Consider the following 14,910-nt stretch of genomic DNA (forward strand, 5'->3'; position numbering starts at 1 on the left):
TTTTCAAAGGGGAGAAAAAAAGGGGGGGGGGGGGGTTTTGGGGGGGCGGCCCCCCCCCCCCCCCCCCACGGGGCTCAGGAGGCCACGTACTCCCGCAGGTGACGGGCCGTCAGTGTGTCGGCGTCCGCGACCAGTTCGGCGGGAGTGCCGGTGAACACCACCTCGCCGCCGTCGTGTCCGCCGCCCGGGCCGAGGTCGATGATCCAGTCGGCGTGGGCCATGACGGCCTGGTGGTGTTCGATGACGACGACCGAATTGCCGTCGTCGACGAGCCGGTCGAGCAGGGCGAGCAGCTTGTCCACGTCGGCCAGGTGCAGTCCGGTGGTCGGCTCGTCCAGGACGTACGTGGACGACTTCTCGGCCATGTGGATGGCGAGCTTCAGGCGCTGCCGCTCGCCTCCGGACAGGGTGTTGAGCGGCTGCCCGAGGCGCAGGTAGCCAAGGCCGACGTCGGTGAGGCGGCCGAGGATGGTGTGCGCCTTGCCGGACGGGAAGAAGTCGTACGCCTCCGCGACCGACATGGCGAGCACCTCGCTGATGTTCTTGCCGCGCAGCGTGTACGTCAGGACCTCCGGCGTGAACCGCTTGCCCGCGCAGTCCTCGCACACCGACGCGACCTGCGCCATCATGGCGAGGTCGGTGTAGACGAGGCCGATGCCGTTGCACTTCGGGCAGGCGCCTTCGGAGTTGGCGCTGAACAGGGCGGCCTTGACGCCGTTGGCCTTGGCGAAGGCGGTGCGGATGGGGCCGAGGAGGTTCGTGTACGTCGCCGGGTTCGAGCGCCGCGAGCCGCGGATCGGCGTCTGATCGGCGACCACGACGCCGTCCTGTCCGGACAGGTAGCCGTGGATCAGCGAACTCTTGCCGGACCCCGCGACACCGGTGACCACGGTGAGCACGCCGAGCGGCACGTCGACGCTCACGTCCTTGAGGTTGTGCCGGTCGGCGCCCTTGATGGACAGGCTCCCCCGCGGCGTGCGGACGCTCGTGCGCAGCTTCGCCCGGTGGCCGAGGTGCCGTCCGGTGAGCGTGCCGGACGTGCGCAGGCCCGCGACGTCGCCGGTGTAGCAGATCTCGCCGCCCGCCTCCCCCGCGCCGGGGCCGAGGTCCACGACGTGGTCGGCGATCGCGACGACCTCCGGCTTGTGCTCGACCACGAGCACGGTGTTGCCCTTGTCGCGCAGCCGCAGCAGCAGGCCGTTCATGCGCTGGATGTCGTGCGGGTGCAGGCCCACGGTCGGCTCGTCGAACACGTACGTCACGTCGGTGATGCTGGAGCCGAGGTGGCGCACCATCTTCACGCGCTGCGCCTCGCCGCCGGACAGCGTGCCCGACGGCCGGTCCAGGCTGAGGTAGCCGAGGCCGATCTCCACGAGTGAGTCGAGGAGGTCCCGCAGGCCGGCGAGCAGCGGTGCCACGCCCGGCGCCTCGACGCCGCGGACGAACGCCGCCAGGTCGCTGATCTGCATCGCCGAACACTGCGCGATGTTCAGCCCGTTGACCTTCGAGGAGAGCGCGGCCCGGGTCAGCCGGGTGCCCTCGCACAGCGGGCAGCGGGTGAAGACGACGGCTCGCTCGACGAAGCTCCTGATGTGCGGCTGGAGCGACTCGCGGTCCTTCGCCAGCCAGCTCCGCTGCATCTTGGGGACCAGGCCCTCGTACGTGAAGCCGTTGGAGCCCACCTTCACCTTGACCGGCGCCTTGTACAGCAGGTCCTCCCACTCCCGCGCGGTGAAGTCCCGCAGCTTCTTGTCGGGGTCGTGGAAGCCGGAGCTGACCACGATCTGCCAGCTCCAGGAGTCCACCGCGTAGTAGGGGACGGTGATGGCGCCCTCGTTCAACGAGAGGTCGGGGTTCACCAGCTGGTCGACGTCGACGGTCGAGACCTCGCCGGTGCCCTCGCAGTCCGGGCACATGCCCTCGGGCACGTTGAAGCTGAAGGCTCCCGCGGTGCCGACGGCCGGCTCCCCGAGGCGGCTGAAGATGATGCGCAGCATCGTGTAGGCGTCGGTGGCGGTGCCCACCGTGGAGCGCGCGTTGGCCCCCATCCGCTCCTGGTCGACGACGATCGCGGCGCTGAGGTTGCGCAGTTCGTCGACGTCGGGGCGGCCGACGCTCGGCATGAACGACTGGATGAACGCGGCGTACGTCTCGTTGATGAGCCGCTGCGACTCGGCGGCGATCGTGCCGAAGACCAGGGATGACTTCCCCGAGCCCGAGACTCCTGTGAACACGGTCAACCGCCGTTTCGGCAGGTCGAGGGAGACGTCCCGCAAGTTGTTCGCCCGCGCACCGCGGACCTGGATCACGGTGTGGCTGTCGGCGGGGGTGACGTTCACGAGCGCTCCTCGCACGTAGGTTCGACTGGCGAGCCATAGCGTACACCGTACCCAGTTGAGATGAGGGGGATTTGGCCGCACGTTCCGCGCCCAGGCGTTCACCAGGGCCTCACGCCCTGAATGCACAGAAAGGCTTCTTCTCGCCGATGTGTCCATCATTCGGGTGAATGCCCGAATGTCACCCTCGCGCCGAGGGCAGTCTGGCGGTGCCCGCCCACCAGCCTTGGGCAGGGTCCCCCAGTGACGCGAAGGTGCCCATGCTCCGCAGACTCGCCCTGTCCACCGCCGCCCTGGCCACCGCTCTCGTCCCCACGCTCACGACGGCTCCCGCGTCGGCGGCCGGGCCCGGCGTCGAGCGCGGCCCCGGCGAAGTGTGCTTCTGGACCCAGCCGGGCCAGCACGGCACAGGCTTCTGCTATCGGCCCCCGGGCTATCGGGACGTGCCCGGGTCCCACCACGACAAGACCAGCTCGTTCCGCTCGGACGTGAACCAGAACATGTACGCGATCGACTGGGGGCGGCACGACTGCTACTACCGCCTGATCCGGCCGTACGACTTCAGCGACAACTGGTCCTGGGGATCGCGGATCGACGGCGTGTCCGACAAGACCGAGGGCTGCCACGCGGCCTGACCGGCCCAGCGCGCGCCCCGCACCAGCCACCCGCATACCGAAGCGGTCCAAGAGAAGCGAACAGAAAGGCCCCACCCGCCCATGAGCACGAAGCTCGTCTCCTCCGCCCCCAAGAACTCCGCCAAGCGCGGCCTCTTCGCCGCCGTCGCCGCTGCCGCCCTCCTGATGACGGGCGGCCTGGTCGCCGCCACGCCCGCCGGTGCCGCCGACTGCCCCAGTGGCCACTTCTGCACCTGGGAGCACTCCAACTACGACGGCCAGCGCGCCAACTGGTCCGGTGACGACGGCTGGTGGGAGAGCTGGATCGCGGACGAGGACTCCTCCTGGGCCAACCACGGCATCTCAGGGCCGGGCGTCAAGGACCACGTCAAGGTGTACTCACGGGCCCACCAGGGCGGCCACATGACCATCTGCCTCACGCCGGGCCAGGAGGTCCACTACAACGGCGCGGCCAATGACAACGGCGACTCCCACACCTGGGCCATGAGCTGCTGAGCGACGTTCCACGGCGCGGGCCCGCACCCCAACCGGGGGTGCGGGCCCGTTCCCGTGTTCAGCGCGGGCGCACGTTCCCGCCGCGGCCGGCGAGCGCGCCGGTGACGGCCATCGGTACGGTGAGCACGACCAGGCCGGCCAGGCCCGCGGTCCAGTGTCCGCTCACGTCCCGTACGGCGCCGAAGAGCGTGGGCCCGACGGCGGCCACCAGATAGCCGACGCACTGCGACATCGCAGAGAGCAGCCCGGCCTCCTCCGTGGTGCGGGCCCGCATCGACATATAGGCGATCCCCAGGCTCAGCACGGCCCCGAGGCCGAGGCCGAGCAGGGCGGCCCACACTGCGGCGGCGCCGGTCGGGGCCGCGGCCAGGCCGATCAGCGCCACCGCGCACAGCGCGCTGCCGAGCACGGCCAAGTGGCTCTGGCGCCGCGAGCGCTGCGCGGCCACGGGCACCAGAAGGGAGGTCAGCATCGCGAAACCCATGCAGACGGCGAGCAGCACGCCGGCCCGGCTCTCGGAGTACCCGTGGGAGATGTAGAAGGAGGGCAGCCAGGTGGTGGACGTGTAGTAGATGAGGGACTGGAACGCGTAGAACAGGGCCACGGCCCAGGCGAGCCGGTCGCGCCACAGCGATCCGCCCGCGCCCGCGACGGCGTGGGGACCACGCGCCGGAGCGCGGCGCGGCAGAGGCACCCACACCACCACCGCGAGCAGCGCGAACAGCCCCCACAGGGCGAGCCCGCCGGACCAGTCGAGGCCGAGTCCGTCGCGCAGCGGCACGGTCGCGGCGGCCGCCACGGCGCCGCCGCCGACGAGCATCGTCGAGTGCAGGCCGGACATCAGGCCGACGTGGCGGTGGAAGTCCCGTTTGATCAGCGCCGTCACGACGACGTTGGCCACGGCCACGGCCGCGCCGATCAGGAGAGTCCCGGCGAACAGCGGGGGCAGCGCGGGCACGAGGCGCACGGCCGTTCCGGCCAGCAGGACCAGGAGCACGGCGAGAAGGGTGCGCTCCATCCCGTGGCGACGGGCCAGGCGGGGAGCGAGAGGGGCGAAGACCCCGAAGCAGATCAGCGGCAGCGTCGACAGGACGCCCGCGGCGCCGTTGGACAGGCCGGTGGCGTGCCGGATGTCGTCCAGGAGAGCCGAGACGGCCACGATGACGGGCCGCATGTTCAGGCCGATCAAGAGCACGGCCAGGGCGTACGGGAGCAGGCGGCGGGAGGGGCCCGGCGCGGATGTCGACCCGTGCGCGGGCCTCGGCGCGCCCACGGATGTCGGCGCGGCTGCCGTTCCGGCTGCCGCTGAGGAATCAGGGCCGGAGGACGTGGTGGCTCCGGGCTCGGCGGGAGAGTTCACGACGCACTTCCTCGGGGGTGACGGGGCGCAGCGCCCGGCCGGTCAGGGAGGTGGCGGTTGCTCGGACGGGGTCAGGCGGACCGCTCCGCCGCGTAGCACGTGTGGCAGACGACGCGGCGGCCCGGCCGGCCCCGCGTCGCCCTGCCCATGCCGCTGGGCCGGTGCAGGACGGTCGGGGTGACGTGACCGTGGTCGGCGCAGACGACCAGGTTGCAGTCGCTGCAGATGCCGATGCCCGCGGTGGCGCTCCTGCCGTCGAGGTCGCAGTCGTAGCACTTCATGGAGATCTCCGTCGGGGTCGCGCGCCGGCGGCCTCCCGGTTCGGGGCACAGCTGTCCCTGGAACCGGCGGAGCGGCGCGTCGGAAGAGGGGCGGGGTCGCGTACGGCAGCGGCGGGCGCGCGCCGATCGGCTCGGGCGATCGGCGGTCCGTTGCCGTACGAGACAGTAGCCCGCTAGTTTGGACAGAGTCAATTCTAGGATCGGATCGCGCTCGGGGTGCCGGGCGTGATCCCGTTAGACTTCCGGGACGGAACTGGGGGTGCATCGTCATGGAGCAGCAAGCCGCCGACCTGCTCAGAGCCAAGGGACTGCGCAGCACGGCGCAGCGCCGCGCCGTGCTCACCGCCCTGCACGGCCACCCGCACTCCACGGCGGCCGAGTTGGAGAGCCGCATCGGCGTCGCCGCCGGCGGGTCGCCCTCCTCCGCGGGCCTGTCCCGGCAGGGTCTGTACAACGTTCTCGACGACCTCGCGCGAGCCGCGCTGATCCGCTGCATCGAGCCGGCGGGCTCCCCCACCCGCTACGAACTGCGCGTCGGGGACAACCACCACCACCTGGTCTGCCGGTCCTGTGGCCGCATCGAGGACGTCGACTGCACCGTCGGCCACGCCCCGTGCCTGGAGCCGGAGAGCGACCGCGGCTTCGCGGTCGACGAGGCGGAGATCATCTGGTGGGGCCTGTGCGCCGACTGCCGTCCGGCGCACGGCTGACCCGGCACCTCACACCCCGCGGCCGTCACTTCACCGCCCCCCTTCCCGTCCGGACCGGGAACGTTTCCCGGCCCGCCCCGGCACCGCTCCCCTGTCGCCCGGGAACTCCCCGGCAGCACGCTCTAGAGGCTGTCCGTACAGGGAGGAAACGGAATGAAACTCTCGATCCGCAAGCTCACCACCCTCGGCACCGCGCTCGCCGCGACCATGGTGCTCATGGCCCCCGCCGCTTCGGCCGTCGAGCCGGGCCAGCGGTTCCGCTACGGCGCCCTGGACTGCCTCGCCACCGCGGACATGAACAAGAACGGCGCACTGAGCTGCACCGGCACCATGAACGTCACCTGGCGGGCCAAGGTCAAGTGCAAGCTGGGATTCACGTACTACGGCACGTGGCAGAACAACGCCGAAGGCGGCACCAGGGAGTCCAAGAGCGAATCCAAGTGCGCCTTCAGCGTCGAGGACGTCATCATCGACCCCATCGCCTGAAGCGTCTCCCCTGGTCGGGGCCCCGGTCGGCCCGTGCCCGGCCGGCCCGATATTCGCTGGCGCGGGCCAGGGCACCGTCGCTAGCCTGGCGTTCGCACTGTTGATCGCCGACCGGGCCGTACGCCCGCAGAGAGGGGTGTCTTGATGCCCCGGGTCGCGCCGAGCGCGCCTCGCCGCACCGTCTGAACCTCCGCTCCGCACGCCGCCACGTCCGCGCGGCGACCCGGACGCCGGTTCCCGGTGCCTTCCTTCAGCCGAAGCCGCTCGGCCTGCTCTTGCTGTCGTTTTCCATCCCTCAGCAAGGAGTACCCCGGGTGTCCCACCCCACCGGCGCGCGTCACAGCGACGCCCACAACACCCTCAAGATCGGCACGTTCACCTGCGCGTGGTGCGGTCTCACCGTGTCCGCCGCCACCACCGACGGTGTCCCGCGCGACCACTGCCCGTCGTGTCTGCACTCGCGGCACGTCGTCGACCACGTCGAGGGCGGCCCGAGCCAGTGCCACGGGCGGATGTCGCCGATAGCCATCGCCGTCCTGCGGACCGGCGACTGGAGAGTCATCCACCGCTGCGTGCGCTGCGACGAACTCACCTCAAGCCCCGTCCGCACGGACGACAACCAGCTCATCCTGATGCGCATGGCGGTCCGGCCGCTCGCCCAACCGCCCTTCCCGCTCGAAGCGTTCGGCGCTCTGTGAGCCGGGCCGGAGAGAGGGAGACCGCCATGCCGCGACGCAACCACACCCGCGAGCCGTCGTCGGCGCGCCGCCGCCCGCAACGGCACAAGGACGTCCTGCACGGCCAGGGCGGCCACCGCGCCCGGGACTTCCGGTGCGTCGGCTGCCGGCTCGACGTGTCCCTGGACGCGCCGGGCACCGGGCACCGCAACCACTGCCCGCACTGCCTGGCCAGCCTGCACGTCGACCACCGCGTCCCCGGCGACCGGGCCTCGCCGTGCCGTGGCCGCATGCAGGCGCTGACCATGGCCGCGCGCCCCGACGGCGAGTGGGTGCTCATCCACGAGTGCCTGACGTGCGGCGAACTCAGCGCCAACCGCGTCGCGGGCGACGACAACGCGCTGGCCCTGATGCGCCTGGCCCTCAGACCGTTCCAGGACACCAGGGTCGCGAGCCGCACGCTCCTCACCCTGTGACGGCCGGGGCCGCCGTGTCACCCACGGCGGCCCCTCCCCCATACGGCTCCCAGGAGTTACGGCGCCATCTCGTACGTCCCGGCCAGCGCCTCGACGCGGGCCCAGACGCGCCCCGAGCGGGCCTCGTCGACGACCGGGCGCCGGACCGCGCCGATGGCCCAGCTCTGCTGCGCCGCGGTGGCGGAGTCCTTGCCGTGCAGCTCGACGGCGTACGCGGAGAAGTCCCGTACGAGGACGGCGAACAGCTCGTCGAGGACGTCCTGCTCCAGGCCGGTCAGGCGCGCCTGCTCCAGGATCAGCTGGCCGTGCACGACGAGCGCGAACAGCTGGCCGACGGCGAGGAGCAGATCGAGGTCGCGGCTCTGCTCCTCGTCGGGCGCGGCGGTGGTGACGAACTCGCAGAGGGCGTCGGCCTGTTCGCGGAAGCGGGCGACGTTGGGCACCTCGGCGTACGCGTCGTAGGCGGCGCGCCAGTCGTGGAAGCGGATGGCGCCGAGGCCGCGGGCGGGGCCCTGCCGGAAGAGGAAGTCGTCGTCGGTCGCGTCCAGGCGGGTCGGCACGGGCGCGTACTCGGCCGGGTTCAGCAGGTGGTTGCCCATGAACTTCAGGATCAGGGCCAGGTTGACGTGGACCGTGCCCTCCAGCTTCGGCAGGCCGCGGATCTCGGTGGCGGCCTGGGCGAAGTAGGTGTCCTTCTCGAAGCCCTTGGCCGCGATGACGTCCCACATCAGGTCGATGACCTTCTCGCCCTCCGTGGTCACCTTCATCTTCGTCATCGGATTGAAGAGGAGGTAGCGGCGGTCGTCGGGTCCTGCGGAGCGGAAGTAGTCCACGGCGCGGTCGCTGAACAGCTTCATCCCGACGAGCCGGACGTAGGCGTCGGTCAGCTCGCGGCGCACGTGCGGGAAGGCGGTGACCGGACGGCCGTACAGGATGCGGTTCTGCGCGTGCGTGACGGCCTCGTACATCGCGTGCTCGCAGATGCCGATCGCGCCGGTGCACAGGTTGAACTTGCCGACGTTGACGGTGTTGAGGGCGGCGTCGAAGGCGGCACGGCCGGTGTGCAGGATGTCGTCGGCGGTCACCGGATAGTCGTCGAGGCGGAACTCGCTGACGTACTTCGACGAGTCCACGACGTTCTTGACCAGGTGGTACGCCGCGTGGCGGCTGTCGGCGGCGAAGAAGACGTAGCCCTCGGGGCCCTCGATGTCGGTGCGGCGGCCGAAGACGGAGACGAGGCCCGCGGCGTTGCCGTTGCCGATGTAGTACTTGGAGCCGCTCGCACGGAAGCCGCCCTCGCCGTCGGGCTCCAGGAGCATGTCGGTGGAGTAGATGTCGGCGCCGTGGGACTTCTCGGAGAGGCCGAAGGCGAACACCTCGCCCTGGGAGAGGAGTTCGGCCGCGCGGGCGCGGGCGGCGGCGTTGTCGCTCTGCCAGACCGGGCCGAGGCCGAGGATGGTGACCTGCCAGGCGTACCAGTAGTCGAGCCCGTAGAAGCCGAAGATCTCGTTGAGGGCGGCGATCCGGGCGGTGTCCCAGCGCTTGTCGCCCTCGTCAGGGCCCGCGGCGGCGGCCGGGGTGAGGAAGGTCGCGAACAGGCCCTCCTTGGCGGAGAACTCCAGGAAGTCCGCGAGCCAGGCGCGGGAGCGGTAGTCCTCGATCAGCCGGCGCTTGCCGCGCGCCTCGAACCAGTCGACGGTCGCCCGCAGCAGCCTGCGCGTCTCCGCGTCGAAGTGCTTCGGGTCGTAGGTGTGGGGGTTGAACAGCAGCGGGTCGGCCATGGTCGTTCGCCTTTCCGGCTCGGGGAGTCGAGGACGTGGGGGAAGGGTGCGGGAGAGCGGTGGGTGCGTCAGCGCCGGGCGCCGAGCCGTTCGAGGGTGGCGATCACGTCGTCGAGCCAGGCGAGCGTCATCTCTTCGTACGCGATGCCGCCGCGCAGCACGACGTGCTGGAGTTCCTGACGGTCGTCCAGCGTGGCGGGGGCCTCGGGTCCGGTGAAGTCCCGCCGCTCGCCCGCGCGGTAGTGCGCGAGGCGGTCGGCGTGCGCCTGGCGGTAGCTCCGCACCTCGCGGATCAGCGCGGCCGGGTCGCCGAAGGCCGCGCCGCGGATCTTCACGGCCAGCTCGTGCCGGACGCTCTCGGGCTCGATCGGCTCGTGCAGCCACGCGGAGAGCGCGGCGCGGCCGAGGGCCGCGACGGAGTACTCCTTCTTGTCGGGCCGGTCCTGCTGCGCCACCTCGCGGGCCTCGATCCAGGCGTCGCTCTCCATGCGCTTGAGGACGCGGTAGATCTGCTGGTGCGTGGCGGTCCAGAAGTAGCCGATGGACCGGTCGAACCGCCGGGCCAGCTCGTATCCGGAGCCCGGCCGCTCCAGCAGGGAGACGAGAATCGCGTGCTCAAGCGCCATGCCCGAATCCTTCTATGCAACTCGTTGCATAGACAAGCGACGCAGGGCAGGTGAGACGCGGCTCACCCGCCCCGCGGCGCCGCGCCCTGCGCGGGCAGGGGGCTTACGCGGGGTCGGCGCCCGCGGGCACTTCGTAGATCTTCCCGTCGACGCCCGCCCGATAGAATTTGCCCGCCGAGAAGCCGCGGTCGCCGTGGCCGTAGGCCACCTGGGTGGAGAGGTGCAGGCCCGACTCCACCGCGCACAGGCGTCCGTCCTCGACGCGCCAGATCTGGCCCGCGGCGTGCGTGGTGATCAGCGGCCGCCCCTTGCTGTCGAGGGTAAGCCCGTCGGGCAGGGCGAGGACATCGGACGGGGCCACCGAGATCCAGCGCCGCGGGTGTGCCGGGTCGGCGGCCGGGATCCGGTAGAGGCCGGGGGCGACGGTGGTCTGGACGACGTAGACCTGCTGCCCGTCCGGAGAGACGGCGACGCCGTTGGGCTGGGGCACTTGGGCCCAGGCGGGGTCGACCTCGCCGTCCGGCGTGACGCGGCCGATGTTCCGCCCGCCCAGCGTCGTGGTGTACACGGTGCCGTCGGCCGCGAGGGCGACACCGTCGATGCCGCCGAGACCGGCGGCGTACGTGCTGACCTCGCCGGTGTCCGGGTCGACGAGCAGGAGCTTCGACGTGGGCAGCGCGTCGCCGGTGAGCGAGTGCAGAAGGTCGTTGCCGGTGCCGACGAGGAGGCGGCCGTCGTCCCGCACGACGATCCCGCCGTTGGCGCCGACATCGCCGGTGAGGGGTACGGGGGTGCGGCCCGGCGCGTCGATCCGGTAGACGCGGCCGGAGAAGTACGCGGTGGCGAACATCCTCCCGCGCTCGTCCACGACGATCGACTCGACCCAGTCGGGGACGCGTGCCACCTGGACCGGCGCGCCCGCCCCGGTGGCGGCACAGGCCGGTGCCGCGGACGCGGGGGCGGGTGCGAGCACACCCGCGGCCGCGGCAAGGAGGGCCATCGACAGGATGCCGCGGCCCGGCCGGCGCACGGCTCCGCGGAGCCTCCGGCTCACCTTCAACGTCATCGGTTCCCCTCCGTCGTCGGGTCGGTCCGCCCGGCGCAGTATCGGCTCCGGCGACCGCGAACACCACCGTCGGGAGGCGTCGGATCGGCCACACCCGTGCGGGGCGCGGACGGTGGCTCACGCCTTAGGGTCGGCGTATGCGCATCGTGTCCCTGCTCCCCGCCGCCACCGACCTCGTCGCCGAACTCGGCCTGGTGGAGCGGCTGGTCGGGCGCACCCATGAGTGCGACTGGCCGCCGCAGGACGTGGCGTCCGTCCCCGTGGTGACGGGCGCCGACCTGGACCAGGACGTCTTGAGCAGCCGGGAGATCTCCGACGCGGTGGGCGGGTCGGCGCACTCCGGGTCCTCGCTGTACACCCTGGACACGGAGGCGCTGGCGGCGCTGCGGCCCGATGTAGTCCTCACGCAGGACCTGTGCGACGTGTGCGCGGTGTCGTACGAGAGGGTCAGCCGCACCGTGCGGCTCCTGGACGCGGACACGCGGGTCCTGAGCCTGGAGCCGCGCACCCTTGAAGACGTCCTGGACTGCCTGGTCACCGTCGGCTCCGTTCTCGGTGTGCGGGAGCGGGCCGAGTTGCGCCGGGGGGAGCTGCGGGCCCGCCTTGAGCGGGTGCGCGCGCTGACCGCCGGGCGCGAGCGGCCCCGGGTGGTCGCGATCGAGTGGCTGGATCCGCTGTGGCCCGCAGGACACTGGGTGCCCGAGCAGATCACTGCCGCCGGGGGCGAACCGCTCCTCGCCGCGCCCGGCGAGCACACCGGGCCCATGACGTGGGACGCGGTGCGCGCCGCCCGCCCCGAGGTGCTGCTCGTCCTGCCGTGCGGCTTCCCGCCCGAGCGGACGCTGCGCGAGTCGGACCTGCTCACCCGGCTGCCCGGCTGGTCCGGGCTGCCGGCCGTCCGGTCGGGGCGCGTCTGGGTCCTGGACGGGCCCGCGTACTTCAACCGGCCAGGGCCGCGTGTCGTCCGCGGGGCGGAGGTGCTGGCCCACGTCCTGCACGGGGTGCGCGCCGGGGCGGCGGTGACGCCGGCCGAGGCGCGCCCGCTCCGCTGACGCGGGGGGGCGCGCCGCCCCGGCCCGGCGTTCAGGGCAGCGCGCGGCGCCGCGGCGGGCTGAACGCGTACAGGTCGAGGATCTCCGGTCGCGGCGCGATGCCCGGGCCTCCGGCGCGGACCCAGGCGACGATGTCCTCGGTCGCGTCCGCGTCGTTGACCAGGCCGAGCCACACCGGCCGGGCGCCCGCCGCCCGGCCCGCCGCGGAGGGCTGGACCACGATGACGTTGGCCTGGTCGCACACGTCCAGGCAGGCGGAGACGCGCACGGGCGCCTCGGCCCGCAGACGCGCGGTCTGCTCGGCGTGGTCGACGCCGGTCACCTTCGGGCTGCCGCAGCAGCAGTCCCGGCACACGACGACCCGGCAGGGCGCCGGGGCGGTGGCCGACTCGAAACTCCTCGCGGTGCCGGACGACGTCCGGGCCGGTCTTGCGGGCATGCCGCGTCCTGCCTCTCTCCGGGGAGATCCGCCCCGGTGTTCCGTGGAGGAGGCGACCGCGTGAGTCTCCTGGCTCTCGGGTCGTCGCTCGTCCCGGCCTTCCCACCCCCTGGGGGCGGTGGCCGGTCGGGACGCGCTCGCCGATCACAGTGGCGGGACCGCGCCGGATTCACACCGGCTTCCTCGGACCGCCGTCGCCTTGTTCGCCCGTCATCATTCCATCCGGCCGTACGTGACCGGCCGGGGGCCCGTTTCCGGTGCCGCGCCCGCCGTACGAGCGTCAGTGGCCGTACGAGCCGTACAAGGTGACCGGCAGGGCCTGGACGCTGTTGCTGACGAAGGACGGCAGCGGCACCAACTCGCCGGGCGGCACGGCCAGCTCCATGCGCGGGAACCGCCGGAACAGGGCCGGCAGGGCGATGCCCGCCTCCAGGCGTGCCAGGGCCGCGCCGAGACAGTAGTGCGGGCCGTGGCCGAAGGAGAGATGCTTCGGCTGCGGGCGTGCGAGGTCGAACTGGGCGGCGTCGGCGCCGAATTGCCCGGGGTCCCGGCCCGCTGCCGCGTAGGAGGCGAGGACGGCGTCGCCGCGGGGGATCACCACGCCCCCGATGGTGATGTCGTCGAGGGCGTAGCGGAGCGGGAAGTGCGCGACGGGCGCGTCCCACCGCAGGGTCTCCTCCACCACGGCCTCCCAGGGCCGGTGCCCTGCCGTGACGGCGGCGCGCTGTTCGGGGTGGGTGAGCAGGGCCCTGGTCGCGTTGGTGATGAGGTTGAGGGTGGTGCCGTGGCCCGCGACGAGGACGAGGACCAGGGTGCCGATCAGCTCCGGCTCCGAGAGCCGGTCCCCGTCGTCGCGCGCGGCGATCAGATGGCTGGTCAGGTCCTCGCGCGGCCGCTGCCGCCGTGCGGCGACGAGGTCGGTGAGGAGGGCGTGCAGGCGTCGCTGGGTGGCGAGGGTCTCGTCGGGCGTGGTGACGCTGCTGGTGAGGCTCGCGGAGAGGTTCCGGAAGTCGTCGTAGCGCTCCTCGGGTACGCCGAGGAGGTCGCCGATCACCGCCATGGGCAGGGGATAGGCGAAGTGGCGGCGCAGGTCGACGGCGTCGCCGCCGCGCCCCGCGAGGTCGTCGACGAGGTGGCGTGTGATCGCCTCGACGCGGGGCCGCATCGCGGTGACGCGTCGCGCGGTGAAAGCCTGCGTGACGAGGCCGCGCAGGCGGCGGTGCTCCTCGCCGTCGGCGGTGGTCATGCCGCGGTTGGTGACGAGGCTGATGAGGGGCCACCCTTCCGGCACCTCTCCCGCGCGCAACGCGGACCAGTGCGCCGGGTCCTTGGCGACGCGAGGGTCCGCCAGGAGTGCCTGGAGGAGTTCGTGACGGGTGAGGACCCAGGCGGGCACTCCACCGGGCAGTCGCACCCGCACGACCGGGCCGAGCGCGCGGAGCCTCTCGTTCTCGCCGTGGAGGTCACCGGCGCTCGCGTCGAGGCGGATGAGGGGGGTCTGGGTGTCCACGGGTCACCTCTCGCTGGAGTCGAGGACGGGGGTCGTTCGCGGAGCGTGTGCGGTGACGGGCCTGGGACGCGCCCTGGGCGCCCCGGAGCGTGCGCGGGCGCCGCGCGGGGCGGATGTGCGCGGGGCGGGGTCTGGATCGTACGGTCGGACCCGGTCGCGGAGAAGAGCGCGGGCGAGGCCCGTCGGGGTGCCCGGGGAGGGATTCCGGCCGACTTGGTTCAGCCGACTGGGTTCAGCCGACTTGTTCATACGACTTACTCAGTCGACTATGTCGCTACTATGTACCCATGGCTCATGTGACCGCGGCCGAGCGCCGCCCCCAGCTGATCAAAGCGGCCATCGCCCTCATGACCAGGGAGGGGGTCGCCGCCGGAAGCACCCGCGCCATCGCCGCCGAGCTGGGCGTCGCGCAGGCGACGGTGCACTACACCTTCGGCACGAAGGAGGACCTCTACCGGGCTGTCATGCGGCAGCTCAGCCAGGACCTGGTGGCCCAGGCCAAGGCGGCCGCGCCCACGGAGGCCGGATTCGAGGAGACCGTCGCCGCCCTGGCCACGGCGACGTGGCACACCCTGCGCGAGCAGCCGGCCAGTCATCAGCTGCTCACCGAGCTGACCATGTTCGCGCTGCGGACACCGACGCTGCACGAGGCGCTGGAGAGCCACTTCCGCGAAGTGACGGACGTGACCGCGCAGTTGGTGGAGGAGGCGGCCGAGCGCACCGGGCAGCGGCTGGCCGTGCCCGCCGAGGTCATCGCGCGGTTCTGGCTCGCGGGCTTCGACGGGCTCGTCCTGCAACGCCTGGCCCTGCCCGACGAGGAGGCCGAACTGCTCTGCCTGCGGGCCCTGGTGTCCAGCGTCGTGGCCCTGGCGGGCGGCAAGCTCGACCTGCTGCCGTTGCCCGGGACCTGAGGTGAGGTGACGGTACGCGAGAGCGGCCACCGCCCCTGATTCGGTGTCAGGGGTGGTGGCCGCTTCGCG

Annotated in this window: 16 protein-coding genes and 1 riboswitch; of the genes, 8 read left to right on the forward strand and 8 right to left on the reverse strand. The window is 72.3% G+C overall.

Annotation, left to right across the window (positions count from 1 at the left end; genetic code table 11):
* Positions 1-74 precede the first annotated feature (74 nt).
* Positions 75-2,339 (reverse strand): ATP-binding cassette domain-containing protein, encoded by a 2,265-nt coding sequence (locus tag AC07GB_RS12355; RefSeq protein ID WP_478844324.1) that lies wholly within the window; start codon positions 2,337-2,339, stop codon positions 75-77.
* A gap of 257 nt (positions 2,340-2,596) precedes the next feature.
* On the opposite strand from AC07GB_RS12355, the gene AC07GB_RS12360 reads away from it, so the two are divergent.
* A complete protein-coding gene (locus tag AC07GB_RS12360; protein WP_478844326.1) occupies positions 2,597-2,971 on the forward strand; it encodes a hypothetical protein in 375 nt (124 codons plus the stop codon).
* 81 nt (positions 2,972-3,052) lie between these two features.
* Complete coding sequence (locus AC07GB_RS12365) at positions 3,053-3,466, forward strand: peptidase inhibitor family I36 protein (RefSeq protein ID WP_478844328.1); 414 nt, start codon at positions 3,053-3,055, stop codon at positions 3,464-3,466.
* Positions 3,467-3,524: 58 nt separating this feature from the next.
* Here AC07GB_RS12365 and AC07GB_RS12370 read toward each other — a convergent pair whose 3' ends face one another.
* Both AC07GB_RS12370 and AC07GB_RS12375 read right to left on the reverse strand, forming a co-directional pair.
* Positions 3,525-4,661 (reverse strand): MFS transporter, encoded by a 1,137-nt coding sequence (locus AC07GB_RS12370; RefSeq protein ID WP_478844330.1) that lies wholly within the window; start codon positions 4,659-4,661, stop codon positions 3,525-3,527.
* A 236-nt stretch (positions 4,662-4,897) separates the two neighbouring features.
* Positions 4,898-5,107: a DUF2180 family protein gene (locus AC07GB_RS12375; RefSeq protein ID WP_478844332.1), complete on the reverse strand. Its 210-nt coding sequence runs from the start codon at positions 5,105-5,107 to the stop codon at positions 4,898-4,900.
* Between the two features lie 269 nt (positions 5,108-5,376).
* Here AC07GB_RS12375 and AC07GB_RS12380 point away from each other — a divergent pair, with 269 nt between their 5' ends.
* From AC07GB_RS12380 to AC07GB_RS12395, 4 genes are all read left to right on the forward strand, one after another.
* Entirely contained in the window at positions 5,377-5,817 is a 441-nt protein-coding gene (locus tag AC07GB_RS12380; protein ID WP_478844334.1) for a Fur family transcriptional regulator, read from the forward strand.
* A gap of 153 nt (positions 5,818-5,970) precedes the next feature.
* On the forward strand, positions 5,971-6,303 hold the full coding sequence (locus AC07GB_RS12385) for a hypothetical protein (RefSeq protein ID WP_478844336.1): 333 nt from the start codon (positions 5,971-5,973) through the stop codon (positions 6,301-6,303).
* A gap of 314 nt (positions 6,304-6,617) precedes the next feature.
* Entirely contained in the window at positions 6,618-7,001 is a 384-nt protein-coding gene (locus tag AC07GB_RS12390) for an RNHCP domain-containing protein (protein WP_478844338.1), read from the forward strand.
* A 26-nt stretch (positions 7,002-7,027) separates the two neighbouring features.
* On the forward strand, positions 7,028-7,456 hold the full coding sequence (locus tag AC07GB_RS12395; RefSeq protein WP_478844340.1) for an RNHCP domain-containing protein: 429 nt from the start codon (positions 7,028-7,030) through the stop codon (positions 7,454-7,456).
* Between the two features lie 56 nt (positions 7,457-7,512).
* On the opposite strand, the gene AC07GB_RS12400 is transcribed toward AC07GB_RS12395, so the two are convergent.
* The 3 genes from AC07GB_RS12400 to AC07GB_RS12410 all read right to left on the reverse strand — a co-directional run bounded on the left by AC07GB_RS12400 (position 7,513) and on the right by AC07GB_RS12410 (position 10,929).
* Entirely contained in the window at positions 7,513-9,237 is a 1,725-nt protein-coding gene (locus AC07GB_RS12400) for an acyl-CoA dehydrogenase family protein (protein ID WP_478844342.1), read from the reverse strand.
* Positions 9,238-9,305: 68 nt separating this feature from the next.
* Complete coding sequence (locus AC07GB_RS12405; protein WP_478844344.1) at positions 9,306-9,863, reverse strand: PadR family transcriptional regulator; 558 nt, start codon at positions 9,861-9,863, stop codon at positions 9,306-9,308.
* 103 nt (positions 9,864-9,966) lie between these two features.
* Positions 9,967-10,929: an SMP-30/gluconolactonase/LRE family protein gene (locus AC07GB_RS12410; protein ID WP_478844346.1), complete on the reverse strand. Its 963-nt coding sequence runs from the start codon at positions 10,927-10,929 to the stop codon at positions 9,967-9,969.
* Between the two features lie 137 nt (positions 10,930-11,066).
* Between AC07GB_RS12410 and AC07GB_RS12415 the strand changes: the two genes are divergently transcribed.
* Complete coding sequence (locus AC07GB_RS12415; protein ID WP_478844348.1) at positions 11,067-11,981, forward strand: cobalamin-binding protein; 915 nt, start codon at positions 11,067-11,069, stop codon at positions 11,979-11,981.
* 31 nt (positions 11,982-12,012) lie between these two features.
* Here the strand turns inward: AC07GB_RS12415 and AC07GB_RS12420 are convergent, their stop codons facing one another.
* Both AC07GB_RS12420 and AC07GB_RS12425 read right to left on the reverse strand, forming a co-directional pair.
* Positions 12,013-12,420, reverse strand: a complete 408-nt coding sequence (locus AC07GB_RS12420; RefSeq protein ID WP_478844350.1) for a (2Fe-2S) ferredoxin domain-containing protein — start codon at positions 12,418-12,420, stop codon at positions 12,013-12,015.
* Between the two features lie 63 nt (positions 12,421-12,483).
* Positions 12,484-12,604, reverse strand: a riboswitch (cobalamin riboswitch).
* Between the two features lie 96 nt (positions 12,605-12,700).
* On the reverse strand, positions 12,701-13,930 hold the full coding sequence (locus AC07GB_RS12425) for a cytochrome P450 family protein (protein ID WP_478844352.1): 1,230 nt from the start codon (positions 13,928-13,930) through the stop codon (positions 12,701-12,703).
* 287 nt (positions 13,931-14,217) lie between these two features.
* Here AC07GB_RS12425 and AC07GB_RS12430 point away from each other — a divergent pair, with 287 nt between their 5' ends.
* The gene (locus AC07GB_RS12430; RefSeq protein WP_478844354.1) at positions 14,218-14,841 is read left to right on the forward strand and encodes a TetR/AcrR family transcriptional regulator; all 624 of its coding nucleotides are present in this window, start codon (positions 14,218-14,220) and stop codon (positions 14,839-14,841) included.
* Positions 14,842-14,910: the final 69 nt, after the last annotated feature.

This window comes from Streptomyces sp. NPDC045778 (assembly GCF_056431945.1).